Annotated in this window: 26 protein-coding genes and 2 pseudogenes; 9 read left to right on the forward strand and 19 right to left on the reverse strand. The window is 55.7% G+C overall.

Going from position 1 to position 26823, the window contains the following annotated elements; all coding sequences use genetic code 11:
- Nucleotides 1–14: 14 nt before the first annotated feature.
- Complete coding sequence (locus ACIPZE_RS09650) at nt 15–1052, forward strand: alpha/beta hydrolase family protein (protein WP_400772605.1); 1038 nt, start codon at nt 15–17, stop codon at nt 1050–1052.
- 134 nt (nt 1053–1186) lie between these two features.
- Here ACIPZE_RS09650 and ACIPZE_RS09655 read toward each other — a convergent pair whose 3' ends face one another.
- Nucleotides 1187–2374: an MFS transporter gene (locus ACIPZE_RS09655; protein WP_400772606.1), complete on the reverse strand. Its 1188-nt coding sequence runs from the start codon at nt 2372–2374 to the stop codon at nt 1187–1189.
- A gap of 280 nt (nt 2375–2654) precedes the next feature.
- Entirely contained in the window at nt 2655–4241 is a 1587-nt protein-coding gene (locus tag ACIPZE_RS09660; RefSeq protein WP_129393633.1) for an ABC-F family ATPase, read from the reverse strand.
- A 379-nt stretch (nt 4242–4620) separates the two neighbouring features.
- Here ACIPZE_RS09660 and lpxO point away from each other — a divergent pair, with 379 nt between their 5' ends.
- The gene (lpxO, locus tag ACIPZE_RS09665) at nt 4621–5520 is read left to right on the forward strand and encodes a lipid A hydroxylase LpxO (protein ID WP_129393635.1); all 900 of its coding nucleotides are present in this window, start codon (nt 4621–4623) and stop codon (nt 5518–5520) included.
- 159 nt (nt 5521–5679) lie between these two features.
- On the opposite strand, the gene ACIPZE_RS09670 is transcribed toward lpxO, so the two are convergent.
- Complete coding sequence (locus tag ACIPZE_RS09670; RefSeq protein ID WP_122855156.1) at nt 5680–6534, reverse strand: Ku protein; 855 nt, start codon at nt 6532–6534, stop codon at nt 5680–5682.
- A gap of 189 nt (nt 6535–6723) precedes the next feature.
- Between ACIPZE_RS09670 and ACIPZE_RS09675 the strand changes: the two genes are divergently transcribed.
- Together ACIPZE_RS09675 and ACIPZE_RS09680 are read left to right on the forward strand one after the other, a co-directional pair.
- On the forward strand, nt 6724–7059 hold the full coding sequence (locus ACIPZE_RS09675) for a hypothetical protein (RefSeq protein ID WP_400772609.1): 336 nt from the start codon (nt 6724–6726) through the stop codon (nt 7057–7059).
- 50 nt (nt 7060–7109) lie between these two features.
- Entirely contained in the window at nt 7110–8264 is a 1155-nt protein-coding gene (locus ACIPZE_RS09680; RefSeq protein WP_283436559.1) for a PQQ-dependent sugar dehydrogenase, read from the forward strand.
- A 120-nt stretch (nt 8265–8384) separates the two neighbouring features.
- Here ACIPZE_RS09680 and ACIPZE_RS09685 read toward each other — a convergent pair whose 3' ends face one another.
- A complete protein-coding gene (locus ACIPZE_RS09685) occupies nt 8385–9485 on the reverse strand; it encodes a peptidase C39 family protein (RefSeq protein ID WP_283436558.1) in 1101 nt (366 codons plus the stop codon).
- 92 nt (nt 9486–9577) lie between these two features.
- On the opposite strand from ACIPZE_RS09685, the gene ACIPZE_RS09690 reads away from it, so the two are divergent.
- A complete protein-coding gene (locus ACIPZE_RS09690; protein WP_283436557.1) occupies nt 9578–11152 on the forward strand; it encodes a RimK family protein in 1575 nt (524 codons plus the stop codon).
- A 7-nt stretch (nt 11153–11159) separates the two neighbouring features.
- On the forward strand, nt 11160–12083 hold the full coding sequence (locus tag ACIPZE_RS09695; protein ID WP_283436556.1) for a magnesium transporter CorA family protein: 924 nt from the start codon (nt 11160–11162) through the stop codon (nt 12081–12083).
- Nucleotides 12084–12200: 117 nt separating this feature from the next.
- Here the strand turns inward: ACIPZE_RS09695 and ACIPZE_RS09700 are convergent, their stop codons facing one another.
- Nucleotides 12201–12536 (reverse strand): DUF2834 domain-containing protein, encoded by a 336-nt coding sequence (locus ACIPZE_RS09700; RefSeq protein ID WP_283436555.1) that lies wholly within the window; start codon nt 12534–12536, stop codon nt 12201–12203.
- 301 nt (nt 12537–12837) lie between these two features.
- Between ACIPZE_RS09700 and ilvA the strand changes: the two are divergent.
- A pseudogene (gene ilvA, locus ACIPZE_RS09705) lies at nt 12838–13827 on the forward strand (threonine ammonia-lyase, biosynthetic); the annotation flags it as partial.
- 30 nt (nt 13828–13857) lie between these two features.
- On the opposite strand, the gene ACIPZE_RS09710 reads toward ilvA, so the two are convergent.
- Nucleotides 13858–14163, reverse strand: a complete 306-nt coding sequence (locus ACIPZE_RS09710) for an NIPSNAP family protein (RefSeq protein ID WP_129393651.1) — start codon at nt 14161–14163, stop codon at nt 13858–13860.
- Between the two features lie 21 nt (nt 14164–14184).
- Nucleotides 14185–14670, reverse strand: a complete 486-nt coding sequence (gene eco / locus ACIPZE_RS09715; RefSeq protein ID WP_283436553.1) for a serine protease inhibitor ecotin — start codon at nt 14668–14670, stop codon at nt 14185–14187.
- Between the two features lie 369 nt (nt 14671–15039).
- Here eco and ACIPZE_RS09720 point away from each other — a divergent pair, with 369 nt between their 5' ends.
- Nucleotides 15040–15309, forward strand: a complete 270-nt coding sequence (locus ACIPZE_RS09720) for a DUF1652 domain-containing protein (protein ID WP_129396125.1) — start codon at nt 15040–15042, stop codon at nt 15307–15309.
- Here ACIPZE_RS09720 and ACIPZE_RS09725 read toward each other — a convergent pair.
- Together ACIPZE_RS09725 and ACIPZE_RS09730 are read right to left on the reverse strand one after the other, a co-directional pair.
- Nucleotides 15306–15704 carry a hypothetical protein gene (locus ACIPZE_RS09725; RefSeq protein ID WP_129393655.1) on the reverse strand — a complete coding sequence of 133 codons (399 nt, stop codon included), beginning with the start codon at nt 15702–15704 and terminating at the stop codon, nt 15306–15308. The genes ACIPZE_RS09720 and ACIPZE_RS09725 overlap by 4 nt on opposite strands.
- Before the next feature lie 90 nt (nt 15705–15794).
- Nucleotides 15795–16064: a DUF2790 domain-containing protein gene (locus ACIPZE_RS09730; RefSeq protein ID WP_129393657.1), complete on the reverse strand. Its 270-nt coding sequence runs from the start codon at nt 16062–16064 to the stop codon at nt 15795–15797.
- A gap of 490 nt (nt 16065–16554) precedes the next feature.
- Between ACIPZE_RS09730 and ACIPZE_RS09735 the strand changes: the two genes are divergently transcribed.
- On the forward strand, nt 16555–16851 hold the full coding sequence (locus ACIPZE_RS09735) for a hypothetical protein (protein ID WP_283436551.1): 297 nt from the start codon (nt 16555–16557) through the stop codon (nt 16849–16851).
- Nucleotides 16852–17023: 172 nt separating this feature from the next.
- Here ACIPZE_RS09735 and tssI (ACIPZE_RS09740) read toward each other — a convergent pair.
- The 10 genes and pseudogenes from tssI (ACIPZE_RS09740) to tssI (ACIPZE_RS09785) form a co-directional block, all read right to left on the reverse strand.
- Nucleotides 17024–18021, reverse strand: a pseudogene (tssI, locus tag ACIPZE_RS09740) (type VI secretion system tip protein TssI/VgrG); the annotation flags it as partial.
- Between the two features lie 61 nt (nt 18022–18082).
- On the reverse strand, nt 18083–18733 hold the full coding sequence (locus ACIPZE_RS09745) for a DUF2931 family protein (RefSeq protein ID WP_400772612.1): 651 nt from the start codon (nt 18731–18733) through the stop codon (nt 18083–18085).
- Complete coding sequence (locus ACIPZE_RS09750; RefSeq protein WP_400772614.1) at nt 18726–19241, reverse strand: hypothetical protein; 516 nt, start codon at nt 19239–19241, stop codon at nt 18726–18728. The genes ACIPZE_RS09745 and ACIPZE_RS09750 overlap by 8 nt, the downstream gene beginning before the upstream one ends.
- A 38-nt stretch (nt 19242–19279) precedes the next feature.
- Entirely contained in the window at nt 19280–19711 is a 432-nt protein-coding gene (locus ACIPZE_RS09755) for a hypothetical protein (RefSeq protein ID WP_283436548.1), read from the reverse strand.
- A gap of 6 nt (nt 19712–19717) precedes the next feature.
- On the reverse strand, nt 19718–20179 hold the full coding sequence (locus ACIPZE_RS09760; protein ID WP_346772237.1) for a DUF2931 family protein: 462 nt from the start codon (nt 20177–20179) through the stop codon (nt 19718–19720).
- 511 nt (nt 20180–20690) lie between these two features.
- Nucleotides 20691–21341: a DUF2931 family protein gene (locus ACIPZE_RS09765; RefSeq protein WP_400772616.1), complete on the reverse strand. Its 651-nt coding sequence runs from the start codon at nt 21339–21341 to the stop codon at nt 20691–20693.
- Nucleotides 21342–21478: 137 nt separating this feature from the next.
- Nucleotides 21479–23611, reverse strand: a complete 2133-nt coding sequence (locus tag ACIPZE_RS09770; protein ID WP_283436546.1) for a lipase family protein — start codon at nt 23609–23611, stop codon at nt 21479–21481.
- A 12-nt stretch (nt 23612–23623) separates the two neighbouring features.
- Complete coding sequence (locus tag ACIPZE_RS09775) at nt 23624–24418, reverse strand: hypothetical protein (RefSeq protein WP_283436545.1); 795 nt, start codon at nt 24416–24418, stop codon at nt 23624–23626.
- A 57-nt stretch (nt 24419–24475) separates the two neighbouring features.
- Complete coding sequence (locus ACIPZE_RS09780; RefSeq protein ID WP_283436544.1) at nt 24476–25327, reverse strand: DUF4123 domain-containing protein; 852 nt, start codon at nt 25325–25327, stop codon at nt 24476–24478.
- The coding region (tssI, locus tag ACIPZE_RS09785) for a type VI secretion system tip protein TssI/VgrG (protein WP_400772617.1) at nt 25324–26823 on the reverse strand (1500 nt) is incomplete at its 5' end. The genes ACIPZE_RS09780 and tssI (ACIPZE_RS09785), both read right to left, overlap by 4 nt.

The raw sequence follows: 26823 nt of genomic DNA on the forward strand, positions 1-26823 counted from the left end.
GGGTGGGGCATCCCATGATGCGTCTTTGTGCAACGTTACTGATTTGCCTGCTCGGCAGCCTTAACACAGTGCATGCCGCGCCCGGCCGCCATCCCGTCTGGAGCGTCGGCTACCACGAGATGACGTTCCTCGATCCGCTGGATCTGCAACCGATGCGCGCCATCGCGTTCTATCCCTCGAGCGACCGCGAGCACATGAGCCTGCTCGAAGGTTATTCGGTCGAAGCCGGCGAAGACACCAAAGTCGCCATCGGCCGCTTCCCCATGTTGATGCTGTCCCACGGCAACACCGGCACACCGCTGGCATTGCACGATCTCGCGACTTCGCTGGCGCGCAAAGGCTTTGTCGTGGTGGCGGTGATTCATCCTGGCGACAACTCCAAGGATCACAGTCGGCTCGGCACCTTGAGCAATCTGTACGGACGGCCGATCCAGATTTCCGAAGCGATTACCGCGACGCTGGGCGACCGTATGCTCGCACCCTTCGTCAATGCCGATCAGGTTGGCGTGATCGGATATTCGGCGGGCGGTGAGACGGCACTGATTCTGTCGGGGGCGCAGCCGGATCTCGATCGTCTGCGGCGCTATTGCCAGGAACGTCCGGACGACCGTGACGCCTGCAACACCAAAGGCGAGCTCATCGTTGACCGTGATGACCTGCAACCTGTCGCCGATCCGCGCGTGCACGCCTTGCTGTTGATGGCGCCGCTCAGCCTCAAATTCGGCCGTCATACGCTGGCCGACGTGCATGTGCCGGTGCTGCTTTATAGCGGCGATGGCGACAAACTCGTCGCGTTCGATAAAAACGCGGCGGCACTGGCGCGCAAACTGCCGACCGCACCGGACTTCAAGTTATTGGCCGGGGCAGGGCACTTCGTGTTCATGGCGCCGTGCACCGAAGCACAGATTCTCGCCATGCCGGCGCTGTGTACCGATGCCGATGGCGTTGATCGCGAAGACATTCACCGCAACCTCATCTCCGAGGCAGGACGATTCTTCTCCCATGCGCTGGGCCAACCGACCCGGGCGGGCATGCAAACCGCCGATCAATAACCCGACCTCGTAAACACCGCTAACCCAATGTAGGAGTGAGCCTGCTCGCGATAGCGGAGTGTCAGTCGACATTTACTTCGCTGACACTCCGCTATCGCGAGCAGGCTCACTCCTACAGGGGATCGCGGCGAACTTCAGGAAGAGGCTCGGCGCCTGAGCAGCAAAGTCAGCCCCAAACCGATCACCGACAACAACGCCGCACAGAAGAATATCCACGAATACCCCAGATTCAACGCCACCGCGCCCATCAATGGCCCGGCAATCGCCAGCGCCAGATCAAAAAACACCGCATACGCCCCCAGTCCCGAGCCACGGCTGGAACTCGGCACCTGCTTGATCGCCTCGACACCCAGCGCCGGATACACCAGCGACAAGCCAAATCCCGCCAGTCCGGCGCCGACCAGGGCAAAAGCAGTAGAAGGCGCCAGCCACAGCATCACCAGCCCTACGGTTTCGATGGTCATGCAGGCGATGGCCGAGGTGAAGCCGCCGAAGCGACTGATCGCCGAGATAAACAGCAGACGCGACAGGATGAAGCACACGCCAAATACCGTCAGGCAGTACGCCGCGCCGGTCCAGCCGCGATTGAGGTAATAAAGGGTGATGAAGGTGGTCAGCGTGCCGTAGCCGATCGAGGCCAGCGTCAGGCTGGCGCCAAACGGTGCAATCCGCCCGAACACTGCCCAAAACGGCAGCCGTTCGCCGCGAATCACCGGCACCGACGGTTTGTTGCGAATCAGCAGCAGCGCGCCCGCCGCCAGCACCGACAGCGCAATACCGAGGCTGGTGAAACCGTAATCGGCAACCATCACCACGCCCAGTGGCGCGCCGATGGCAATCGCACCGTAAGACGCAATGCCGTTCCAGCCAATCGATTTCGCCGTGTGTTCGACACCAACCTGGCCCATGCACCAACTGATGGTGCCGACGCCGATCAGCCCCTGAGCGATACCCAGCAGCAGGCGACCAATAATCAGGATCAACAGACTCGTGAGCGGAAAGCTTTGCAGCAACGTCGAAATCAGCGTCAGCACGCCACTCAGCACGATCCCCCACAAACCGTAAATGATCGCCCGTTTGGTGCCGATGGTGTCCGACATGCGCCCGGCCATCGGCCGACTGAGCAGGGTGGCAAGGTACTGCGAGCCGATCACCAGCCCGGCGATGATCGCGCTGAAACCCAGTTGTTCATGCACGTAACCCGGCAACACCGCAATCGGCAGGCCGATGCAGAGGAAGGCGACAAACGTGTAGAAAACGATGGAGACGATCTGCAAGGTGATCGCCATGGAGGTTTGTGGGGGCTGTTGCTGCGCAGACATGAGGACTCGTTCGCGGGCGGCGGTGGGAGAGTTCGCATCATGGCGTGGGCGTGAAATAAAAGGAAGCAGGCTAACTATTTTTCCTGGGGGTTGATGTTGCTGCTGATGGCCCTTTCGCGAGCAGGCTCGCTCCCACCTTTGGAGTGCATTCACCTGTGGGAGCGAGCCTGCTCGCGAAGGTAGCCGCACCCGCAAATCCCTCACCCTGAAATGCAAAAAGCCCCGTCACATGGACAGGGCTTTAGCTTGAAGCTAACAGCTCAACACTAGAAGCTGCTTTTTAGAACACCACACCCTGGCTACGCAGGTAGTCATCGTAGGTGCCGCTGAAGTCGGTCACGCCGTCCGGCGTCAGCTCGATGATGCGCGTGGCCAGGGACGATACGAACTCACGGTCGTGGCTGACGAAGATCAGCGTGCCCGGGTAGTTTTCCAGCGCCAGGTTCAGCGCCTCGATCGATTCCATGTCCAAGTGGTTGGTCGGTTCGTCCATGATCAGCACGTTCGGCTTTTGCAGGATCAGCTTGCCGAACAGCATGCGACCTTGCTCACCACCGGAAATCACTTTGACCGACTTGAGGATCTCGTCGTTGGAGAACAGCATGCGGCCCAAAGTGCCGCGAATCATCTGTTCGCCCTGAGTCCATTGACCCATCCAGTCGAACAGGCTGACGTCGTCTTCGAAGTCATGAGCGTGATCCTGGGCGTAGTAGCCCAGCTCGGCGGCATCGGTCCACTTGATGCTACCCGCGTCCGGGGTCAGTTCATTGACCAGGGTGCGCAGCAGGGTGGTCTTGCCGATACCGTTCGGACCGATGATCGCTACGCGCTCGCCAGCTTCAACCTGGAAGCTGAAGTCCTTGAACAGCGGCTTGCCGTCGAAACCTTTGGCCATCTTCTCGACCATGACAGCCTGGCGGTGCAGCTTCTTGTTCTGATCGAAACGGATGAACGGGCTGACACGGCTCGAAGGCTTGACCTCGGCCAGCTGGATCTTGTCGATCGCTTTGGCGCGGGACGTGGCCTGCTTGGCTTTCGAGGCGTTGGCCGAGAAGCGGCTGACGAACGATTGCAGCTCGGTAATCTGCGCTTTCTTCTTGGCGTTGTCCGACAGCAGTTGCTCGCGGGACTGGGTCGCCACGGTCATGTACTCGTCGTAGTTGCCCGGGAACAGGCGCAGCTCGCCGTAATCCAGGTCAGCCATGTGCGTGCACACGCTGTTCAGGAAGTGACGGTCGTGAGAGATGATGATCATCAGGCTGCTACGCTGGGTCAGGATGTTCTCCAGCCAGCGAATGGTGTTGATGTCCAGGTGGTTGGTCGGTTCGTCGAGCAACAGCACTTCCGGATCGGAAAACAGTGCCTGCGCCAGCAATACACGCAGTTTCCAGCCTGGCGAGACTTCGCTCATCGGACCGAAGTGTTGCTCGATACCGATGCCCAGGCCCAGCAACAGCTCACCGGCACGGGATTCGGCGGTGTAACCGTCCATTTCAGCGAATTCGGTTTCCAGCTCGGCCACGGCCATGCCGTCTTCTTCAGACATTTCCGGCAGCGAGTAGATGCGGTCGCGCTCGGCCTTGACCTTCCACAGCTCTTCGTGACCCATGATCACGGTATCGATCACGGTGAATTCTTCGTAGGCGAACTGATCCTGGCGCAATTTACCCAGACGCACGTTCGGCTCGAGCATGACCTGGCCGCCGGTCGGATCAAGATCGCCACCGAGGATTTTCATGAAGGTCGACTTGCCGCAACCGTTGGCGCCGATCAGGCCGTAGCGGTTGCCCGCGCCGAATTTTACCGAAACGTTTTCGAAGAGCGGCTTGGCGCCGAACTGCATCGTGATGTTAGCTGTAGAGATCAAGTGTTTTTCCTGCGAAGCATTCGAGTAGCGAGGGTGCGGCTGGAGCGCTTGGCCCGAGTCAAAGTGCGCTGAAGCGGGAAAGACCCGTCATCAACCAAGGGGGGCGCGTAAAGTTTGGCGGCGATTGTACTGGTCTGGCTCTTTAAACGATAGGGCGATGACGTCACGATCGCCGATTGGCATGCTCGCGAGACAGATTTTCACAGATGAAGGCTCACCATCGGTTACAAAGTGTGGCTAAAATGCCATCCATTCACCCAGCGCCCCAGAACGGCGCGGGCTCATGGATGTGCCATTTGTAATCAGACCACTGCATCAGACGCTGGGCCTCAGGCCGCCAGGCGCGCAGTTTGTTCACTTCTGACGTGTGACGATTTCCGTGAAACTCATCATTGCTGCTATTTATGTCATTTCGATTGCATACGTTCATCTTCGTGGCCGTGTGCGTCACAAACTGGGTCGCCAACTCAGCGATCACTCGACGTTTCTCGCGCCGATCAACTGCTTCCTTTACCTGTTCTCGAAAAAGCCCAACAAGCCTTTTCTCGATCCGGCGGAATTTCCTGATCTGAGCCCGTTGCAGGCGCATTGGCAGGAGATTCGCGAAGAAGGCCAGAATTTGCTGCGCGCCGGCGAGATCAAGCGCTCGAACCAGTACGATGACGTCGGCTTCAACTCGTTCTTCAAAACCGGCTGGAAGCGTTTCTACCTGAAGTGGTACGGCGAAAGCCATCCGTCCGCCATGAAACTGTGCCCGCGCACCACTGAACTGGTGCAAAGCATCGGTTCGATCAAGGCGGCGATGTTTGCCGAGCTGCCACCGGGCTCGAAACTGGTGCGCCACCGTGATCCCTATGCCGGCTCCTACCGTTATCACCTGGGCCTGGAAACGCCGAACGATGCCGGTTGCTACATCAACGTCGACGGCGAGAACTATCACTGGCGCGACGGCGAAGCGGTGATGTTCGACGAGACCTTCATTCATTACGCGGAAAACACCACCGACCAGAACCGGATCATCCTGTTTTGTGACATCGAGCGTCCGCTGAAGTACCGCTGGGCGGCGGCGTTCAACAGCTGGTTCAGTCGCACCGTGATGTCGGCGGCGGGTGCGCCGAACGATGCCGGTGACCGCACCGGTGGTATCAATCGCCTGTTCACCAAAATCTACAAGATTCGTTTGCGTGGCAAAGAGCTGAAAAAGCGTAATCGCAAGCTGTACTACATGGAAAAGTGGGCGATCTTCGGCAGTTTGCTGGCGATCTTCATTCTGATCTGACGGATCATTTGATTTCTGTAGGAGTTGTCGAGTGCAACGAGGCTGCGATCTTTTGATCTTGCAGTAGAGAGATCAAAGTCAAAAGATCGCAGCGTGCCGCAGCTCCTGCATTGGGTCTGCGTCGCGTCGGAGTGCTACGACTCTCGCAAAAACAACCTGTCAGTTGCCTGACGCTTTCTTCGTTTTCTTCGCCGGCGCAGCCTTGGCTTTCGGCTTCGGCGCCGCTTTCCCGCCCAGACTGCGCTTGAGCAGTTCCGTCAAATCAATCACATCCGCAGACTTGCGCTCTTCCTCGCCACCCACCGTCTCGACATCTTCGATCTTGCCTTCATGGGCCTTTTTCTCGACGAGGGCCATGATCTTGTCTTCAAACTCGTCCTTGTAATCCTCGGGTTTCCAGTCTGCGCTCATGTCCTGCACCAGTCGCTTGGCCATGTCCAGCTCACCTTTGGCCAGTTGCGGCTTGGTCACCTCACTGCCCAGTGCCAGCTCATCGAGGCTGCGCACTTCCTGTGGCCAACGCAGCTTTACCAGCACCAGCGCCGATTCCAGCGGCATCAACGCCGCCAGATACTGGCGGGTATGTAAAACCACACGGGCGAGGGCAACCTTGTTGGTTTTGCTCAGCGTCTCACGCAGCAGCGCATACACCTTGCCGCCGCGCTTGTCGGGTGCCAAGTAATAAGGTGTGTCGATGTTTTGCAGGGGGATTTGCTCGGCATCGACAAAGGAAAAGATATCAATGGTTTGCGTCGAGACCGGGTGCGCTGAACGGATTTCTTCTTCGCTAAGCACCACATAGCGACCCTTTTCGTAGGCCACGCCTTTGACAATGTGCTCTTTGGTGACTTCTTTGCCGGTCACTTTGTTTACGCGTTTATAGCCCACCGGATCCATGCTGCGGCTGTCGAGCCAGTCGAAATCGACGCCTTGCGACGAGGTCGCCGAGACCAGCGCGACGGGGATGTGTACCAGTCCGAAACTGATCGCGCCTTTCCAGATTGCCCGAGCCATGGTGAGTTCTCCGAGTGATGATCAGGTGACCTGTTACGCTGGGCGAAAGTTTCCAGTGATTGCGGCGGCCGCCGCTGACTTGGTCAAGCCGTGTTACATGTTGTTTAAAGGCTGTGACTTAACAAATCCGAACCCTGGGCGTAGCGTGGACTCGAACGCACTATCCCTGGCGCATCGAGAGGCCGCCCCATGAACCGATTTCTGTTTGTCATCGCTTTTCTCAGCCTCGGTGCGGGCTGGGCTCATGCGGACGTGCCGTCCTCCACGCTGCTGCTGACACAAAGTCCGACCGGCAACAGCAACAATCCCTACAACAGTCCGATCCGCCGGGCCAACCCCAACAGCATGCAGGGCACTCAACCCAGTGCACCGCCGATCCGTGGCCCCAACACCGTGCCGGCGCCGCGCCCGCCGACCCTCGAAAACCGTGGTATCGGCAATGGTCAGCCAATCCGCTCGGTGCCGAGTACACCGCCAACCTTCATCCCCAATCCACCTTCACGAAGCACCGGTACTACCCGTTAAACGACAGGACTGAAGCCTGTCAGCCTTGAGACGAACAAAAGGAATCGTGCATGTTGCGTAAAACCCTTCTAGCCAGCCTTTGCGTCGGCGCACTGATCAGTGCTCCAGCGTTTGCCGCAGCGCCCAAAGAATTGCAAAGCGAACAGGGCACTCTTGAAGTCACCACGATTACCCAAGGTCTTGAACATCCATGGGCCTTGGCGTTTCTGCCGGATCGCCAAGGCATGCTGGTGACTGAGCGCCCGGGCAACCTGCGGGTGGTGGGTGTCGATGGCAAGCTGTCAGCACCGATCAGCGGTGTGCCGCAAGTCTGGGCCAAGGGCCAGGGTGGTTTGCTCGACGTAGTGTTGTCGCCGGACTTCAGACAGGATCGCCTGGTGTACTTGTCTTACGCCGAGGGCGGCGGTGCTGGCGACAAGGCTGGCACGGCGGTGGGGCGTGGGCGACTGTCGGATGACCTGAAGTCGCTCAAGGATTTCAAAGTGATCTTCCGCCAGGAACCGAAACTTTCGGTAGGCAATCACTTTGGTTCGCGTCTGGTGTTCGACCGTGACGGCTATCTGTTCATCACCCTCGGCGAAAACAACGACCGGCCAACCGCGCAGGACCTCGACAAACTGCAAGGCAAGGTCGTGCGCATCTATCCCGACGGCAGAGTGCCAGACGACAACCCGTTTGTCGGTCAGTCCGGCGTGCGTCCGGAGATCTGGTCCTACGGCCACCGTAACCCGCAAGGCGCAGCACTGAATCCGTGGAACGGCACGCTTTGGGAAAATGAACACGGCCCGCGCGGTGGCGACGAGGTCAACATCATCGAGCGCGGCAAGAACTACGGCTGGCCGTTGGCGACCCATGGCATCAATTATTCCATGCAGCCGATCCCTGAGGCGCAAGGCAAGACCGTCGAAGGCACGGTTGCGCCACATCATGTCTGGGAAAAGTCACCGGGTGTCAGCGGTATGGCGTTCTACGACGGTGACCGCTTCAAACCGTGGCAACACAATGCGTTTATCGGCGCGCTGGTGACGCAGGAACTGATCCGCTTGCAGTTCGATGGCGACAAGGTTGTGCATGAGGAGCGCTTGCTCGGCGAACTCAAACAGCGCATCCGCGACGTACGCCAAGGCCCGGACGGCTACTTGTATGTACTCACGGATGAGTCGAACGGCTCCCTCTACAAACTAGGCCTCAAACCCACACCTTGACCGCCATCCCCTGTAGGAGCTGCCGAGTGCAACGAGGCTGCGATCTTTTGATTTTAAAAAACAAGATCAAAAGATCGCAGCCTCGTTGCACTCGGCAGCTCCTACAGATACGGATGGGGCTTATGTTTCGCGGGAGAACAGGACGACTGCTGAACGCAACTTTTCCCGGCCAAATCGGCACATTTTTTCGAACTCTTCATGGCTGACAGGCACGTGCTGGCAGTCCATCGGCTGGCGATGCTGGCTGTGATCGACATCCGGATCATGCAGATAAACAAAATCCTCATCACAGTCGGTGACCATCACCCAGTGCGGGGACTTGGAACGAGTCAGCCGATAGCTGCTGATCAACACCAGCGGCTGTCCCCCAGCCGCGAGTAACCGCGGGAGGTCCAGGGCAACACCGATCACCTGCTCGACGTCGCACTCCGCCAATTGCGCCATGAACTCCTCGTGCACCAAGCGCATGACGTCTTTTTTATGCGCATCGCGCACGCCATCGAGAAACAACGCCCCGGTCAGACTCAACTGCAGGCGTACCTTAAAACCCCGTCGCCAAGCGGCCAGCGCCAATCCTTGCGGGCTGCATCCGCCATGGCCGGAAGTCATGAACACCGTGGTCGCTTCACGCCAGATCTGCAGTTCCTCGCGACGTTCCAGTAAACGCTGGGCCTGTAACGCACCCATGGCCATCAGCAGGCAGGCCGGGCCGCAGGTAAATTCGGTGGTTTGCGGGTAGTAGGGCACTTTGATGCTGCGCGAGTCGCGATGCTCGAGGATGCGTTTTTCCAGGCGCAGTGCATCGGCATGGTCTTCGTAGTAATCGTGAATCACCGCGAAGCGCCGGTAGCCGTTGCGCTCGTACAGGGCAATCGCAGCCGGGTTGTCAGTGCGTACTTCCAGCCTCAGGTAGGCGCAATCATGCTCAAGGGCAACGACCTCGATCCGTTGCAGCAGTTGTTTGCCCAATCCGCTGCCGCGCGACTCGGCGGCAATGGCAATCGAGTACAACCGCGCCAGTGATGTGCCGCGATGAAACAACACCAGTGCGTAACCCAGCAACTGGCCGCTGGATTCTGCCACCAGCAACTGTCCGTTAGCCCGGGTGATCATCCACTGGAAGCTGCGACTGGTGAGCCGATCGGTAGTGAAGCATTGCATTTCCAATGCCAGCAACGCCGGCAAATCTTCAACTACCGCCAAACGAAAAACAGCACTCATATGACCACCGTAAAAGTTGCGTAACGAAACGGGACTTTCGAAAAACTTCGTGCTTAATAGAAATGGTCTTGTTCTCCAACGGATCAATCTCTATGTCAGCGGTACAGGGTCATTGGCGCGAAGTATCCGAGCAAAGTTTGCCGACGGCAACTTTTTTAAATTCAACGGTTAGAACTTCCAGTCAGGTGCTGATCATTGTCGAGCGCAAGGAAGACTGGGCTTCGTACTTCCCCAGCGAAGACATCATCACGGCGCAGGAATACCTTGAGCAAACCCGTGAAGGCGAGGCGGGCAAGCGGGTTCAGGTGATCAATCTGTGCCGCAGTTACAAGTATCTGGGCCACGGCTACTACTGCTCGCTGCTGGCTGAAGCTCGCGGCCACAAGGTTATTCCATCGGTACGTACGATCAGTGAACTGACTAAAAAATCACTCTACGGCCTGGCCCTGGACGACCTGGATAAAACTCTCGAAAAAGCCCTGAGTCATCATCTCTATAGCGATACAGAAGGCTTCACGCTGACACTTTATTTTGGCCGGACACATATCGAACCCTTGCAGGATCTCGCTCGTCAGTTATTTGAAGTGTTTCCCTGTCCGATCCTGCTAGTTGAGTTTCGTCGAACCAATGGTTGGCACATAGAGGGCATAAAGTCCGGTGCCTTGCACAAGTTACGCGATGATCAGGAAGACCAGTTTGCCAATGCTCTGGACAGTTTCAGTCGTAAAGTCTGGCGTGTGCCGCGTTCACGGCAAGTGGCCCGATATGACCTGGCGATCCTGCATGATCCGCAAGAAGCATTACCCCCTTCGAACAGCAAGGCGCTGGAAAACTTCGTGCGGGTGGGCAAGGGCATGGGCATCGATGTCGAACTGATCGAACGCAAGGACTACGCGCGTCTGGCCGAGTACGACGGTTTATTGATCCGCGAAACCACCAGTGTCGACAACCATACCTACCGTTTTGCGAAAAAGGCTGAAAGCGAGGGGCTGGTGGTGATGGACGACCCAGCGTCGATCTTGCGTTGTACCAACAAGGTTTATCTGACCGACCTGCTCAACAGCCATCAGTTGGGCATGCCCGCCACCGAAATTCTCTACAAGGAGCGACCCGAGGACTTTGAGCGAGTTGGCGAACGTCTGGGCTTTCCGCTGGTACTGAAGATCCCCGACGGCTGTTTTTCGCGCGGCGTGATCAAGGTCGAAAGCCAGCAGGCGCTGCTTGAAGCCACCGCTGAACTGTTCGAGCACTCGGTGCTGTTGCTGGCTCAGGAGTTTTTCTACACCGAGTACGACTGGCGTATCGGCGTCCTCAACCGCAAGCCGATCTTTGCCTGCCAATACTTCATGTCCAAGGGCCACTGGCAGATCTACAACCACAAAGCCAAGGGGCAGGACATCAACGGTGAATGTCGCACCTTGGCGGTTCATGAAGCGCCGCGCGCAGTGGTCGAACTGGCGGTAAAGACGGCCAATCTGATCGGCGATGGTCTCTACGGCGTCGACCTGAAACAGGCGGGCAACAAAGTGGTGGTGATCGAGGTCAACGACAATCCTAACCTCGACGCCGGCATCGAAGACGCTTACCTGCAGGACGATTTGTATTCACTGGTGCTGGAAGAGTTTGTGCGACGGCTGGAGCTGAAGCGTCGCGGCCAGGCCTGGTGATCCGCCGATGATCAACAGCTTTGCACTGAGCCACGGCGCGTTGCAGCGGGTCGAACGACTGGACGCCGGGGTGATGCTGTTCAGCAACCCTGACGCGGCCGAGCGTGATCTGCTTCACAGTCATTTCAAGGTCGACGAGCACGCATTGGCCTCGGCGCTGGACCCGGACGAAGTGTCGCGGATCGAGTTTCACCCGGATCATCTGTTCCTGATCTGGAAACGTCCGGAAAATTATTCCGGTGGCGGCAGTCTGGCTTTCGAGGTTTCGTCTTGCGGGTTGTTGTTTTCGCCGGGGCAATTGCTGGTGATTGCCACCGATGACACGCCATTGCATGGCCTCGGCACCCGTCAGCCGTTAAACACACCGCTGGATGTGTTGCTCGATCTGCTGTTCAACAACATCCATCACTACCTCGGCCATTTGAAGGTGATCAAACTGGTCGCCCGTGAGTTGCAGCAGAAATTCAATGCCTCGATGCAGAACCAGCATCTGGTGCAGATGTTCAACCTCAGCGAAAGCCTGATCTATTACATCAACGCCCTGCACAGCAACGGTGCCGTGCTGACACGCCTGCGCAATCATGCCGAGAAACAGCTTTTCAGCAGCGAAGCGATCGGCCTGATCGACGATCTGATTATCGAGAACAACCAGTGCTACAAACAGGCGGAAATCTATTCGACGGTGTTTTCCGGGCTGATCGATGCGCGCGGCAATCTGATGAACAACAGCATGAACAACCTGTTACGCAAGCTGACGTTGATCAACGTAGTGTTTTTGCCGTTGAACCTGATTGCGAGCATCGGTGGCATGTCGGAATTCAGCATGATGACGGCCGGGACGCCGTGGTGGGTGTCGTATCCGTTGTTTCTGACGGTGATGCTGCTTGGGGCGGGCGGGATGCTGTTTGGTCTGCGGCGGTTGGCCAGATGATTATGTGATGACTCAGAATGCCCTATCACGAGCAGGCTCACTCCTACATTTGGAATGCTCACCTGTAGGAGTGAGCCTGCTCGCGATAGCAATATCCGTAGCGCCAAATGCTCCGAATCAGCGCACTTGCGCCACATCCAGCCCTTTGCGCCGTTCCCGTATCCCGCGCACCACCAGATACAACAACGGCCCGATCGAGACAAAAACCGCCGTTAGCAACAAATAGGGCACCACCGACCAAACCGCCTGCCCGCGAGACCGCGCATCCTTGACCATCCATACCCCGGCCAACGTCGCCAGTAGGTACAAATCAATCACCACCTGCGCGGTATCCGGGCGCGACATCAGACTGATACCGAAGTCGATCAACGATTGTTCAGCCTGGAGCATCACCGAAACGGTGTAGCCGGTAAACGCAAGCAAAGCCGTGAGGGGCAGGGCGACAGACATCATGCATTCGTTCCTTGAATTGATGAGCGGAATCGCCAGCCTACAGATGTCAGGCAAAATTGACCATTGACTTGCCGGCGACGCTCAAGCTAATTTCTGCCCATGACTTCCACCGTATTGCGCTGCCAGCCAAGCATTATTACCGCCATTCCTCATTTGGCGGGCTAGCTCACGACTGCAGCACCCAACCCGCCCTAGAGGCGGGTTTTTACTTTCTGTCTCCAGGGTTTTCGAAACACCGCTCATGTAGGAGCCTCCGGCAACTCCTACATAAGTGAATGAAATCGCTATCAAGGAGCTGAACATGACATACACCGATGACCAGCAAGCGTTGCTTGAGCATTACGTGAAAAAGATCCTTGCTGCACCGGTGTATGACATTGCCGTGCGTACGCCGCTGCAAGCGGCACCAGCGCTGTCCGAAACGTTGGGTAACCGGATTCTGCTTAAGCGTGAAGACTTGCAACCGACGTTTTCCTTCAAGATTCGCGGCGCTTACAACAAACTCGTGCAGCTGAGTGAAGAGCAGAAAGCGCACGGAGTGATCACCGCATCTGCCGGCAATCATGCGCAAGGTGTAGCGCTGGCGGCGCGCGAGCTGGGCATCGCCGCCACGATCGTCATGCCGTCCACGACTCCCGAGCTGAAAGTCATCGGCGTGCGCAGTCGCGGTGCCGACGCGCTGCTGCATGGCGAAAGTTTTCCGTTTGCCCTAGCCCATGCGCTGCAACTGGCCGAGCAAACCGGGCGCACCTTCGTGTCTCCTTTCGATGACCCGGATGTCATTGCCGGGCAGGGCACGGTGGCCATGGAAATCCTTCGTCAGCACCAGGGCGCGCTGGACGCGATCTTTATCCCGGTAGGCGGTGGCGGCTTGATCGCCGGCATCGCGGCCTATATCAAATACCTGCGGCCGGAAGTCCGGATCATCGGCGTTGAATCCGAGCACTCGGCGTGCCTGAAGGCAGCCATGACCGCGGATCACCGTGTGGTGCTGCCCAACGTCGGCACCTTCGCCGATGGCGTAGCCGTGGCGCAGATCGGCGAGTACGGATTTCAAGTGTGCCGCTTCTGTGTGGACGAGGTGATCACGGTCAGCAACGATGACCTCTGTGCGGCGATCAAGAACATCTACGACGATACCCGCTCGATCACCGAACCTTCTGGCGCGTTGGCGGTTGCGGGAATCAAACAATACGTCGCACGAACCCGCGCTCGTGATCAGACATTCGTCGCCATCGACTCGGGCGCCAATATCAACTTCGACAGTCTGCGCCACGTCGCCGAGCGCGCCGCTGTGTACGGCGCTCCGGCGTAATGCGGATCAGGGCAGCAATGGGCGCAGGAAACTGCGCTCGTAACTGACGATGAATTTCTTCTCGACCAGACCAGCGACCAGCGCTGTGCTTTCCGGATCTGTCAGCGCGATGTGTCGATAGCTTTCGTAATCTGCCAGCGAAGGAAAACTGAACAGGCAATAAGCGATGTTGCTCGCGCCTTCGGACGGCAGAAAGTAGCCGTGATGCGTGCCGCCCAAGCGCTCGACAATGCCGAGCCAGGCCTTGGCGTAGGCCTCGAACTCGGTCAGTTGATAAGGATCGATGACGTATCTGACGTGGCAGGTAATCACGCGCTGCGCTCCTGGCTCAGGTTATTCAGCAAGGGCTGTACCGACTTTGTCCGACGCAGACCAGATGCGATAACGCACCTCAACATCCGCAGGGGCATATACCACGACCGGCAATTTGCTGTTATAGCGCAGCATGAAGCCATCACCGACGACGGGCACGAAGGCGCGTTTTTTCTGCGAGCCTGGCGGGCAGGCCATCATCGTGCTCATCGGACCGACGACTTTTTCCAGCCGATAGAACGGATATCCCCAGCCTTCGAGATTCTTCTCGTCGAGCACACCGCCCAGACGCTGGCGGTTGCAATCCACTTCCAGGGTTTTGCCGGCGAGAATTTCTACCTGGAAGTTTTCTTCCTGCTCCTGCTTGGGCAGGTGAATGACCTGACGGGTGAAACCGGCTTCAGCCTTCGGGTAAGGCGCGACGTCTTCAAGTTTGGCAGCGTGGGCGAGGGTGGACAGGCTGGCGATGATCAGCCCGGTGGTCGCGTGAGCGCGTAAAGAACCCATGGAAGCCTCCTTGCGGGTGTAGGGTGGATAACCAGCATTCTTACTGCCAAGGGCGCTGAATGCAAACCCGCAAGAGATTGCAAAATGCAACGCAGAGAAAGGCGTTTCTGGCATTTTGCAACTGGCCCAATACTGGCCAGCGGGCTAAGCCCATGATTTACAAGTAGGTCAGATTGACCCGATGAAAGGCACGCTTTATGCGTCTTTTCAGTGCGGCGCACAGGGTTTGGGCGCCTACACTCCAATGGGCATTTCGCAGTACCACCGCTTGCCACACCCAAGGAAACAGCGGGGACACACCCGTGCAGGGGCCGCAACGGTCAGCGTGAATACTTGATTGGCATCTCACAGTAAGGAGAGGGTTTCGCCATGTTTCTGTCTGCCTTGGAACTACGCAATATCATTGAAAGCAGTTTTCTGCCGAAACGCTGCCAGTGCACGCTGTCGCCGGATCTGTCGATGACCGTCAAGGTGTTTGGTGATCATCAAACCGATCAGGTCGATTTGCTGGTCAGCGGCATCGACGCCAGCCACCTCAATGGCTGTCGTGAAATAAACGAACTGATTGCAGGGCTGCGATCGGATCTGACCCGACAAACTACTCAGCATCACTACAGTCCGCGATCGCGGGCGATTTAACCGACTGTTTCACTCAGTTCGACCGTCACGCGCCGGGCCTGCACAAAACCAAGGCCCAGCGCGAACTCGACCAGCACCGCGAGCAGAATCCCGGGGCCGGCATGGCCATTCAGCCATTCGCCGAAACCCAGCACCGCCAAACCAAAACAACCGATGGTAAAACCGTTGCTCAGTGCACTTCGTGCCACTGACGGCGGCGCATTGCGCGCCAGATAAAACATCATCCCCAACGCTGCAAACAACACCGCGCCACGCCGCGCGACAAACCCGGCGCCTTCGGAATATTCAATACTCCAGATCGCCAGCAGTATGTCCGGGAACAGTCCCCAGGCCAGCGTCAGCACAAAACACAGTGATGAAGTAATGATCGACAACGTGCGAAACGACAACTGCATGGCGAATCCTTGCGGCAGTGAGGAGGGTTGCGAGCATACCTGCCGAAACCACCCCACGCCTACCGCCGACCCGCAAATCAGAGCTTTCCGTCAGTTCTGGAAGTTGCACGCGTCAGACAATTTTCGATAGCTGATTTCCTCAGGCTTACCGGCGTTGTCGATGTACTTCATGTCAGCCGTGACCACCTTGCAGGTTTGTGTTGGCGTCTCGGTCAACGACACCACTTTGGCCACATGCAACGGCATGCCGTACTCATACGGCACGGCTTTGGATGTGGCGGACGTGTCATTGGCCTGGGCCAGCCCGGCGAACGCGGTGCAGGCGAGGGCAGCGGTGAGCAATAAAGGGCGAATGTTCATGAAAGGACTCCCGTGTGGCGGTTCTAGAGTTCGGCGTGATTCACCCGAACCTGCCGCACTGGGCAACAGCCAGAATGGCTGAGGGCGTGCGGTTCAGTAGAGTTTTTGACCGCGGCGTTAAGGGATGGTTAACCAAGCTGAACGCCGGCTGTCAGGGAGTGGGACGATTTCTTTGGGATGTTTGGCCAATTCCTACAAAGGCTGGTGCCTTGTCTGCTTTCGGCGGCTGGAGCGGGGCGGTTATTGTCGGTTGCCGCTGCAAAATCAGTGGTTCGGGTTTGGTCACCCGGGAATAATCGATTGCATATGTGCCATTATCTGCTCCGCGGAGTTCTTTGACCGTGAAGTGCATAGCTGTGGCGGCCGTGTGCAGGACGCCTTCGGGCGAGCTGAGTTGATTGTTCTCGGTTGACCAAGCCTGTACACGGTCCGCCTCCCATCGTTTGGTCACGGTGTCGGCGGTTACTTTTGAAACAATCGAGTAATCAATATGCCAATAATCAAACTGCTACAAAACCGCTATCTCCCCCTCAGCAGCAACGTCACCGAAACCCCTACGCTGCTCATCGACACCCAAGCCAACCCTAAAGACATCCTCGAAGCCGCCGTCCAGCGTATCCGCGCCGCCGCCGACCTGCTCGAAACGCTGCATTGCCTATGCTTCAAACACGCCGACGTGCAAGACATTCCACACATCACCCATGCGCTTTACCTGCTGACGCAGGATGGCAATGATTTGCTGCAGGTGGCACAGCAGCAGATGTTGAGTTGGAAGGCGCAGGTTTGATGAGAAATTGATAGGGCGCAGCCACGGGACGGAGTGAGAAACGCCCCGTCTTTCAGCGTGGCGAACTGCAATCGAGCTTGGTCCGGCAACAGGCCGGTTTCAACGATCGCGAATATCGACTGAGCATTCTTTTGCGCTTCGCTCCAGGCTTTCGCCGCGTCACTCTTTGTCATCAATTGGCCCCCGATTGCAGGGCGAGTTTTTCGCGCATGGCTTTCTTCAGACATTCGACGCAGATGCCGGTAGGTGCTTTGAGTTTCGGCGTCACGGCGAGGGACTCTGCCTGCATCATTTGATTGACGCGGGTTTGCAGCAGACGTCCGGCGTTATCGATCGCCGCGAGACCTGGAATGAGCGGGGCGAGGATTGCAATCCCGGTGCCTGAGCCGGGTGCGCCACCCGAGTTGGTCTTCACCTCGGCACCACTAATGGTCACCCCACCCGCATCGACCTTCACAAAACTCCCGCCAGCCTTGGCCGTGAGCTCCATCGCGCCCTCTACCACCAGCTTCTCGCCAGCGTGGTAGTGAATCTCGGTGCCTGCCTCAACAAACTGCGCAGTCCCGACCTTAAGGTGCTGGGTCACTGCAACCGTCAGGTGATCATTCGCACGCATCTCGCTCTTGCGATCCAGATGCGTAATCCGGTGCTCTTCAACCTTGAACTCGCTCAGCGTATTGGCTTCAACGGTGTCGTGCCGTTCATTGCCCACCCGGATCTTCTGATCGTGCTCAATGTTCTCATCCCAATCGCGCTGGGCATGGATGTAGATCTGCTCGACGCCTTTCTTGTCCTCGATGCGGAATTCGTTGTAGCCCTTGCCGCCCGGTGAGCTCAGGGTCTTGAAGGTGCCGCGGGTTTTGTTCGCTGGCAGGTCGTAGGGAACGACGTTTTCCTTGTGGTACAGGCATCCGGTGACCAGTGGCTGGTCGGGATCGCCTTCGAGGAAGGTGACGAGGACTTCCATGCCGATGCGCGGGATGGCGATGCCGCCGTAGGCTGCGCCAGCCCAGCCCAGCCGCTGGCGACGCGCATCCAGCAGGTGGTTTTGTCGTTGGACTGGCCGTCGCGGTCCCAGTGGAATTGCACCTTGATGCGGCCGTATTGGTCGCAGTGGATTTCTTCACCCGCAGGCCCAGTGACGATCGCGGTCTGGCTGCCGAGGACTTTGTTCCATCGTACTTTTAGCCCACAGCATCGTTAATTTATAGATCAAGCCGGCGCTCTTACATCACCAAGAGCCATACGGCACGCCGAACGTCTCGACGTATTCTTTGGAATTCTTTGAGAGCGAATCGTATCGACCACCCGATTTGCCTTCGTATGGCCCACGTGGGTCAACCTCGGCCTTCACTTGCGTGACCTCGATTGGTGCCAGACATGGGCCAAGCACCCACACTTTTACGATGCCACCCGGCGCGAGACCGATTGCAATTGCTTTTCTGTAACCCGTCGTCCACTTACCTGTAGCTTCGCAATAAGTTTTTTCAGCTGTACGCATAATTTCTTGGGTTGATTCAGGTATATCGATTCCGACTTGGTAAGTCTGCGGCTCCGCCAATGATTGCCAACGTACAAAAATCTTTTTTGGTAAATCTGCACCGGTAACGTACTTGCCTTTTCCCCAGCCCGATCTTTTTGGCCAGCCCTTTGGGTTGCCCGCATTATTTTTAGGAGTCTGAATAGCGGAAACTCCGCTCATTGCCCGTCGATATACCTGCCCCTGCATATCGATGACATCTGCAGTTTCAACCCAAACTTCCATGTAGTCAGGAGCTGAAAAACCTAAGCGCCAAGCGTCATATGGCAACGAACCTGCGTTTGCAAAGGTTGATCCCACCAACAACATGGCGGCAAGCAGGAAGCGAGTAAAACTACTCATTTGGATGAACCGTCCGAAGCAGGTTGTCATTAGGGCGATTAATGAACAGTATGCCAAGATCACTGTTGTTTAATCCCTTCGCAGCATTCCAGTTGTCAGATAGATGAACATAACGCTGAAATAATAGTTGTTCTTGTTGCAGGGTCAGGCCAATTGTTTTGGTCTTGCCCAATGCGTATGCCATTAATTTTTCAGAAATCTCATCTAGTTCCGTTGGTAGAGCAAGTCTCGGATCGTTATCAGAGATTTCCGCGAACGGGACGTCATTCTCGACAGCCAGTTCACGCATAATCCGCAGATAGACCAATGACAGTTCACTACGCACTTCGCGTTGGCTGCTTACTGCCGCATAGACATGCTTTTTCGGGGTTCGATCATCTCTGTCCACGCTGTTAAAATTTACCTCCCACGTCCGAAGTTCGAGAGACAAATCGTACTGAGCCATCTGATCTTGGGTGCGGCGAAGATCCTGCTGTGCGAGTTTGTAACTATTAGCTTCGGTCGCCATTGATCTCCGCTCGACGTCGCTTCGACGTGGCTTACTAATCAGCACTTTTTCAATAGCTTTTGGTAGATACCCCCCCCTAAATCAGAGTGAACGCCGGGCAGAATTATGTCTGCGGCCCCTGCGCTGTTTAACGAAAAGTTATACCTACGCTCGTTTTTAGCGACAAGGTGCACAATTTTTTTGGCAATATCTGGTCCTAGGGCAATATTGATACCTAGATTCCACGAGCCCTTAGCGGTCCCAGTGGAATTGTACTTTGATGCGGCCGTACTGGCTTCGCGACCGGTGAAACTGAGGACTTGCAGGTCGGCGTTGGCGCCTTCGAGCGTGAGGGTAATGTTGGTTGCGTTGGCGTCCAGCATGCCTTGAATTCCGTCCTTTGAATAAGCAGGGGGCGGATGTTGCAGGATACAGCTACCGCCTTCAAGGCGCAAAATCTGAGGAAAAGGAAGAAACTCAAGCTTCTCCATTTTTACTCACCAAGAGCCATACGGCACTCCAAATTTATCTACATAAGCCTTGGAAACATCTGAAAGTGAATCATACTGACCATCGGATTTTCCCTCGTAGGGTCCACGCGGGTCGATTTCGGCTTGAACTCTTGCAACGTCTACAGGAGGTAAACAAGAACCAAGTACCCAAACTTTAACTATTCCACCCGGGGCAAGTCCTATTGCAAGTGCATCTCGATATTCTGAGATCTCTTTGCCGTCGAATGCACAGTAAACAGTTTCCTCTTTACGCATCAATTCACGAACTGATTCAGGCACATCAATAGCGACTTGGTAAGTCTGTGGCTCAACTAAGGACTGCCAACGAACGTAAAGTTTTTTGGGAAGGTCTGCGCCAGTTATGTATTTTCCCTTACCTCGCCCGTCTTTTTGGCCAACCTCTTGGCTGGCCGGAATTGTTAGCTGGTGTTTGGATTGCGGAGACACCACTCATAGCCCTCCGGTAGACTTGCCCCTTTGAATCTATTACATCCGCCGTTTCGATCCAGACCTCCATATAGTTTGGCGCCAAGAATCCGAGATGCCAAGCTTCATAGGGTAAAGAACCGCTATTGGAAGAGGTGCAACTGCTAATTAGCACGGCTGCAGTAATGCAGCGTGTAAATCTACTTATTGCCGTTAGCAAATAACACCTTCATACGGATCTCCCCGAAAATCACTTGCTTTATCAGCTAATGCCGGACGGAACTTATCTTTTCAGGTTGCCGGCAGCCCTGCGAAGAGAACGATTGATATAAGTCTCTTGTCGCTAGTGAAGCCGAGGGTAGATAAATCTGCCCTCGGTCGCCAATTCTTTTATTGATTCGACAAGGTTCAAGCCGTGCCTGTCATCGACCCCCCTGCGGAATAAACAGGGGGGATGTTGCAGGATAAAGCTACCGCCTTCAAGGCGCAGAATCTGATGAAAAGGAAGAAGCTCAAGCTTCCCCCTTTTTACTCACCAAGAGTCATACGGCACTCCAAATTTATCTACATAAGCCTTGGAAACATCTGAAAGTGAATCGTACTGACCATCGGATTTGCCTTCGTACGGACCTCGGGGATCTACTTCAGCCTTGATACTTGCGATCTCGATTGGCGTCATACAAGGCCCACCAACCCAGACTTTAACGATACCACCAGGTACTAGCCGCACGGCAATTGATTGACGATAACCAGTGATCCACTTTCCGTCAGCTGCGCAAAATGCTTTTTCTTCTTTGCGCATCAGCTCTCGAGTTGATTCAGATATATCAATTTCCATTTTGTAGGTCTGGGGCTCTACCAACGACTGCCACCGTACGAAGATTTTTTTCGGCAAGTCTGCGCCAGTCACATATTTGCCGCTTCCAATACCAATTCTCTTCGGCCAGCCGCGTGGGTCGCCGGAGTTGTTGGGGGGCGTTTGTAATGAGGCCACTCCGCTCATTGCCCGTCTGAAAACTTGGCCTTGAACATCGATTATATCCGCTGTCTCTATCCAGACTTCCATGTAATCGGGGGCAGAAAAACCCAGATGCCATGATTTATAAGGCAACGGTTCGCTATTGACAGAGGCACAGCTAATGGCCAACAGGGCTGCGAGAGTAAAGCGTATAAATCTATGCATTTAGATCTACCCTACGCAAAAAATACGCTTTCATGCTCACACGGATATTGGTCCAAATTAGCCAAAAGGGGACGTCGATTTGGACGTCCCCCTATTCAGAGTGCCGTACCCTTGAGTGGTGGCACATTCGTACTATGTTACGCGGTCCTCAACTTAGCGCTGTTCGCTTGAGGGATCATGGCAATTTGAACCTCGACAGTGTTTTCTTTCTTCGCCATCCAGCGCTCAACATTCTGATCATGTTCCGGCGCTTGGATGGAAGAACCGTAGATATCTTCTGGCGCGAGTTTGAGAAAGGTAAGCGTGTGAAGGCGCTGCCGAGAGGTATCAAGTCGTCCGATTTCGGCCCTTAATACATTTACCTGCTGCTGAGCTTCTCGACGGTCGGATTGGTAGGATTGGCTCAACTCAATCTCTTTGGACTTCAATCGATCCTGCATTTCCTGCAGCTCATAGTAGATCTGATCGTATTCAGTTTTTGTCACAACCGTACGACCGCTTTCCTGGGTTTGCTGCCAGCGGCGCAACGTAGCCCAAGCGTTGGGAATATACGAATCAATCATAAAGTGATGTTTCATTTGGAACAGCTGTTGAATAAACAGGGCACGGTCAGGCAGATCTCCAAATTTTTTCACAGCCCTTGTACAGGCTGCTTCTTCGATGGATTCGCAGCCTGGATTCCAGAGAATTGACGAGTGTTCGCGACCTTTGAATTGCACCGGCATGAAATGGTGCAAAGCACCTTGGTGTTCGTAGGGAGACCCGCCCGTACGTGTTAGCCCCAAAGCAAAGATCAGAGCTCCTATCGGTGCAGTAATAAAGCTCAGGGCTACACCAGACATCCAGACACTTTTTCGAGTGTTCATCCATGGTGCTGGCACGCTTGGAATCGGATCGTTGTCGTTGACCATACGATGGTGCGCTAAGGCAGCAGCGCCTTGTACGAAGTCTGCATCGCCTGCTCTTGGGGAGCCGTAGGTGTAGAGCAAGACGTCGTATTTATTAGTGCCTTGTCTAAGCGCTTCGGCGAGCAAGGTTGCAATGGCGCCTCCCAGGCTATGACCGCAAATAATAACTTTCTGATCAATATGGAATCTGTTGAGGTAAGTTTGAATGAAAGTATTGATTGCTTCGTAGGCCAAGTAGAAACCTTGGTGAGCTTTTCCGACGCCAACCTTGACAGGAATTTGCTCTGCATCAGCGTCCCGAAGAAAATCCACCCCCTCTAAAGTTCCGCGTATAGATATAAGAATAATTTCGTCGTGATGTGTAATGAAACCTTGAGTGTTGGTTCCACTTTCCTCTTCGGTATCATCAAAGAAATGCAGCTTCGCAGGGTGCTCCTGTTTAGTGCCGAGTTCTGGTTTGTTTTGGTCATATAGAGCCGGATCGAATGGCAGTATTTCGAAACGTTTCGAGTACGGCACGTCTTCGTAAAGTGGATAATAAGCAGTGGGCTGTTGCGGGTCGATTTTCCCTAATTCTTTATAACAAGCCATACCCTCTCCGAACATATTTCCAACGGTGGCGTCGAGAGGAAAAGACACTGTGTCGGTGATTGGATTTTTATCGGGGGATTGGCCAAAATTTCGATAGCTAAGAGCTGCAAATAATGACAATTGATACAAGTTCAAGGCGCTGAATTTGTTGTCTTTGGATAGCATCGGTCGAAATGCTCGAAGAGGTCTTACTTCGAGAACCGAATGTTTGTTCGGTAGCAGCGCAATGCCTTGAAGCAGCGACTCGTCGGGACCAAAGCCCAAATCTCCCATAATCTTGAGCAGGCTGAAATTGGGAGGATATTTTCTTGGGGAGTAAGGCGGCAGGTGTGCTGACTTGCTGACCAGATCTCTGACTTCAATTTGAAAAAACTGATCAGCTTTTTCCTTGGCCGGATTTTTTTCTACGCGCGCGCCATCCTTCCGAATAAACCGCGTGTTTTCAGCTTTCACTTGCAACTCTGAAATTGGCAGCGGATAGCTTTCTCGCTGGGTAAGAGCTTTATAAAAAGCTTCGGCCCCTTGGTACGGTTCGTCTATCGTGAGGACGACAGGCCCTTGGTAATGGTTGACGACTTTCGCTGAACCATCGGGTCCGAGTACACCGGAATATGTTTGATGGGCACTGTCCTGAAGAGCGTAAGACAAGCCAGCATAAGGTTTCCCATCGCCATTCTCGTCGACTAATTGAAAACTAATCCAGTCGCCACGCAAAGGGCATGCTTCAGATTTTCCATTGAGTAAGGGATCGCAAGGTGTCTGCAATGGCATCAAAAAATATCCTTATTCATTACAGGTCGGGTAAACGGTGCAACTCCGCCCGTCGGGCATCTTGAACGGCTTGAAGTCAGTAGTATTGCCATTGCAGAAGGCATATGGGTCGTCCAAGCTTTTACCCATGCAACGCTTCCATCCTTGTGGAAATTTGACCCAGTTATCACCCATGTAAGGACGTTCCTCTTCTTTGACGACGAAAGAAACGTTCAACGTCTTTCCATGTAGTTGGGATCGTTTTAAAGGTCCCTTTGCTACAGCGCCAATAGTCTGTTCCGGTGTTGCCTTAGCGGTGCACTTGAGAATTTTGGCGATAACCCGATCTGGCCCCATCGTACGAAACAACCATTCACACTCTCGTTGCAGAGTGGTCGGCGTAGGAAGTTCCAGGTTGTCAGCCGCACCCTCCTCAAAAGCGATTCCTGTGTGGTCTCTTCCGACTTGATCAAATCCGGATGCATACTTGGCATCAACTTCATAATCAAAGCTGTCTAAAACTAAAGGGCAGCCTCCTTCCACGCTACTCAACGGGACTTGAAAATGCGCAGTCTCTGCCTTTTCGCTGAACTCTTGCTTGAAGAACTTGAAACCTGGATGATCTCGTCCTTTCTTTGCAGGAACACTGCAAGTTTCTCCGGCCCGGGGTACATATTGTGCCTCGCCTCTAATTTTGAATCCTGGAGGAAGCTCAGTAACGAGAGTAAAACTTTCCTGCTGCGCAACTGAGCAGCCTGTCACACTAATCGCCCCCAGACCGATCAGCAGGCTACGGACAAATCCAGTGAAAATTTTGTGGTACCGCATTCGATACTCCTTGTCCGGCGTAAGCTTCGAGCGTGCCGCGCTCTATTAAGATTGCTCTCAACCACGAGCCAATTCGTTTGATTGCGTTGCGAAAAAACGCTCGCATCTTCCGTAATGCTGATCCGGTGTCTCTCCCGGCAGGGGCTCCCAAGCGACATCCTGTACGCACTGAGCGTCTAGGCGCAGGGTCAACATGAACTGCCGCTGTTCCGGAATACTCCATTGCCAAGCTTCGAGCAGGTCAATCTGTTCTTCGAGCCATTCGAGGATGCCGCGGGTTTCCGAAAGCTTCGCGGCGGCTTCGGCGTGATACACCAGCAACCAGCGTTTCAGGTTAGTGCTCAAGATTTCGCGGGTGCGTTCTGGTGGGGTGGGGACTTGTAACCACGGTGCGGGATTCGGCACCGCATACATTCCTGGCTTGCTGTTATCCGCGCTTTGCCATTGATCCTCATCCCAATACAGCACGCTGCTGATGGGCCCGAGTAGCAGCGGCCATTCACTTTCCTTCATATTGCCGAGGCAACGGGCGAGGACGCGGTTATCCTGGAAGCGAAACAGCGAGCGATCGCCATCTTCTTCGATGACCATGCGTGCGATCCAATGCTGCGTGAGGCTGTCGAGATCAGGTTTGTCCATACTGCCGATCCAGCCCCAGTTGCGCTGGGGATCGTCCAGCAGTTTGCGAAACTCTTCATCGCCTGGATTCTGCAGTTCGGCCAGCCACGGGCTGATGGCAGCGAACTGAGCGAACTCGGTACGGCGGTAGAGCTGCACGGAGCGTTGCATGACGCCGGCGCTGTATAGCGGCGTGATCGGATTGGGCTCGGCGAGACTGTCGACGACCAGAATCAGTACGCGATTGAGTCGCGACTGTTCTCCCAGCCAGCTGTTGAGTGCATCGCTCATGCGGTAGCTCCCAGATCACATTTGCCTTCACGACAGGCTTCGCAGATCGGGCAGCGGATGTCGCCAGCGGCACGTGCCGCTTTGGCCAAGGCCATTTGCGCGACGGCAGGGACGAGCAGGGCGCCGGCTTTGTCTTTCGCCGCAGCCCATGGAATGACGGGTTCGAGAATGGCGATCCCCGTACCCGCACCCGGCGAGCCACCCGAGTTGGTCTTCACCTCGGCACCACTAATGGTCACCCCACCCGCATCCACCTTCACAAAACTCCCGCCAGCCTTGGCCGTGAGCTCCATCGCGCCCTCTACCACCACCTTCTCGCCAGCGTGGTAGTGAATCTCGGTGCCAGCCTCAACAAACTGCGCAGTCCCGACCTTCAAATGCTGCGTCACACCCACCGTCAGGTGATCATTCGCACGCATCTCGCTCTTGCGATCCAGATGCGTAATCCGGTGTTCTTCAACCTTGAACTCACTCAGCGTATTGGCTTCAACCGTGTCATGCCGCTCATTGCCGACACGGATCTTCTGGTCGTGCTCGATGTTCTCGTCCCAATCGCGTTGGGCATGGATGTAGATCTGCTCGACGCCTTTCTTGTCTTCAATGCGAAACTCGTTGTAGCCCTTGCCACCCGGTGAGCTGAGGGTCTTGAAGGTGCTGCGGGTCTTGTTCGCCGGCAGGTCGTACGGAACGACGTTTTCCTTGTGGTACAGGCAGCCGGTCACCAGTGGCTGGTCTGGATCGCCTTCGAGGAAGGTGACGAGGACTTCCATGCCGATGCGCGGGATGGCGAGGCCGCCGTATGCAGCTCCGGCCCAGCCACTGGCGACGCGCATCCAGCAGGTGGTTTTGTCGTTGGACTGACCGTCGCGGTCCCAGTGGAATTGCACTTTGATGCGGCCGTATTGGTCGCAGTGGATTTCTTCGCCTGCGGGGCCGGTGACGACGGCGGTCTGGCTGCCGAGGACTTTCGGTTTCGGATGTTCAAGGGCAGGGCGGTAGTGCGCGTCCCATGGCGTGGCGAGGAAGCTGTTGCGGTAGCCCTGGTGGAAATCGCTTTTGTGGTCGGTGACGTCGCTGGTGACGTTTTCGCCGAGTACTTGCGGTTGTTTGCCTTCGTGGAAGACTTCCAGCAGCAACCACAGATCGTTCCATTCGGCGCGCGGGTGTTCGGCGAGGGTGAGGAAGTGGCCGCTGGTCAGGGTCGGTTCATCACCTTTGCCTTCGGCGAGTTTGTAGTCGCTGCGATGGCGTTCCAGCGCGCGGGTGGAGAGGAATTTGCCGCGCTCGCGGGTGGTGAAACGACCGGGGTAGTCGTAGTCCTCAAGGTCTGGGGCGAAGTCGGATTTCACTGCGCCTTCGGGGAGGATCTTCGGTTTTTCGAAGTCGTAGTCGCGCCGCGATACGCGGGTGGTGCGGGTTTCCAGACGTAGATTGAAGCGCTTGATCACCGGTTTGTCGGCGCTCATGCCGGAGTCTTGCTGGTAGCTCACGGCTTT

This window comes from Pseudomonas sp. NPDC089741 (genome assembly GCF_044748825.1).
Taxonomy (GTDB): domain Bacteria; phylum Pseudomonadota; class Gammaproteobacteria; order Pseudomonadales; family Pseudomonadaceae; genus Aquipseudomonas; species Aquipseudomonas helmanticensis.

Bases quoted from the DNA above. Each gene is read 5' to 3' on its own strand.
- ACIPZE_RS09650 (WP_400772605.1), top strand. From the start codon at position 15: ATGATGCGTCTTTGTGCAACGTTACTGATTTGCCTGCTCGGCAGCCTT.
- eco (WP_283436553.1), bottom strand. From the start codon at position 14,670: ATGGGTTCTTTACGCGCTCACGCGACCACCGGGCTGATCATCGCCAGC.
- ACIPZE_RS09655 (WP_400772606.1), bottom strand. From the start codon at position 2,374: ATGTCTGCGCAGCAACAGCCCCCACAAACCTCCATGGCGATCACCTTG.
- ACIPZE_RS09730 (WP_129393657.1), bottom strand. From the start codon at position 16,064: ATGAACATTCGCCCTTTATTGCTCACCGCTGCCCTCGCCTGCACCGCG.
- ACIPZE_RS09765 (WP_400772616.1), bottom strand. From the start codon at position 21,341: ATGCATAGATTTATACGCTTTACTCTCGCAGCCCTGTTGGCCATTAGC.
- ACIPZE_RS09780 (WP_283436544.1), bottom strand. From the start codon at position 25,327: ATGAGCGATGCACTCAACAGCTGGCTGGGAGAACAGTCGCGACTCAAT.
- ACIPZE_RS09720 (WP_129396125.1), top strand. From the start codon at position 15,040: ATGTTTCTGTCTGCCTTGGAACTACGCAATATCATTGAAAGCAGTTTT.
- ACIPZE_RS09700 (WP_283436555.1), bottom strand. From the start codon at position 12,536: ATGATGTCTGTCGCCCTGCCCCTCACGGCTTTGCTTGCGTTTACCGGC.
- ACIPZE_RS09690 (WP_283436557.1), top strand. From the start codon at position 9,578: ATGTCAGCGGTACAGGGTCATTGGCGCGAAGTATCCGAGCAAAGTTTG.
- ACIPZE_RS09770 (WP_283436546.1), bottom strand. From the start codon at position 23,611: ATGCCATTGCAGACACCTTGCGATCCCTTACTCAATGGAAAATCTGAA.
- ACIPZE_RS09750 (WP_400772614.1), bottom strand. From the start codon at position 19,241: ATGGCGACCGAAGCTAATAGTTACAAACTCGCACAGCAGGATCTTCGC.
- ACIPZE_RS09685 (WP_283436558.1), bottom strand. From the start codon at position 9,485: ATGAGTGCTGTTTTTCGTTTGGCGGTAGTTGAAGATTTGCCGGCGTTG.
- ACIPZE_RS09680 (WP_283436559.1), top strand. From the start codon at position 7,110: ATGTTGCGTAAAACCCTTCTAGCCAGCCTTTGCGTCGGCGCACTGATC.
- ACIPZE_RS09695 (WP_283436556.1), top strand. From the start codon at position 11,160: ATGATCAACAGCTTTGCACTGAGCCACGGCGCGTTGCAGCGGGTCGAA.
- ACIPZE_RS09745 (WP_400772612.1), bottom strand. From the start codon at position 18,733: ATGAGTAGTTTTACTCGCTTCCTGCTTGCCGCCATGTTGTTGGTGGGA.
- ACIPZE_RS09735 (WP_283436551.1), top strand. From the start codon at position 16,555: ATGCCAATAATCAAACTGCTACAAAACCGCTATCTCCCCCTCAGCAGC.
- ACIPZE_RS09725 (WP_129393655.1), bottom strand. From the start codon at position 15,704: ATGCAGTTGTCGTTTCGCACGTTGTCGATCATTACTTCATCACTGTGT.
- ACIPZE_RS09775 (WP_283436545.1), bottom strand. From the start codon at position 24,418: ATGCGGTACCACAAAATTTTCACTGGATTTGTCCGTAGCCTGCTGATC.
- ACIPZE_RS09670 (WP_122855156.1), bottom strand. From the start codon at position 6,534: ATGGCTCGGGCAATCTGGAAAGGCGCGATCAGTTTCGGACTGGTACAC.
- ACIPZE_RS09675 (WP_400772609.1), top strand. From the start codon at position 6,724: ATGAACCGATTTCTGTTTGTCATCGCTTTTCTCAGCCTCGGTGCGGGC.
- ACIPZE_RS09755 (WP_283436548.1), bottom strand. From the start codon at position 19,711: ATGGAGAAGCTTGAGTTTCTTCCTTTTCCTCAGATTTTGCGCCTTGAA.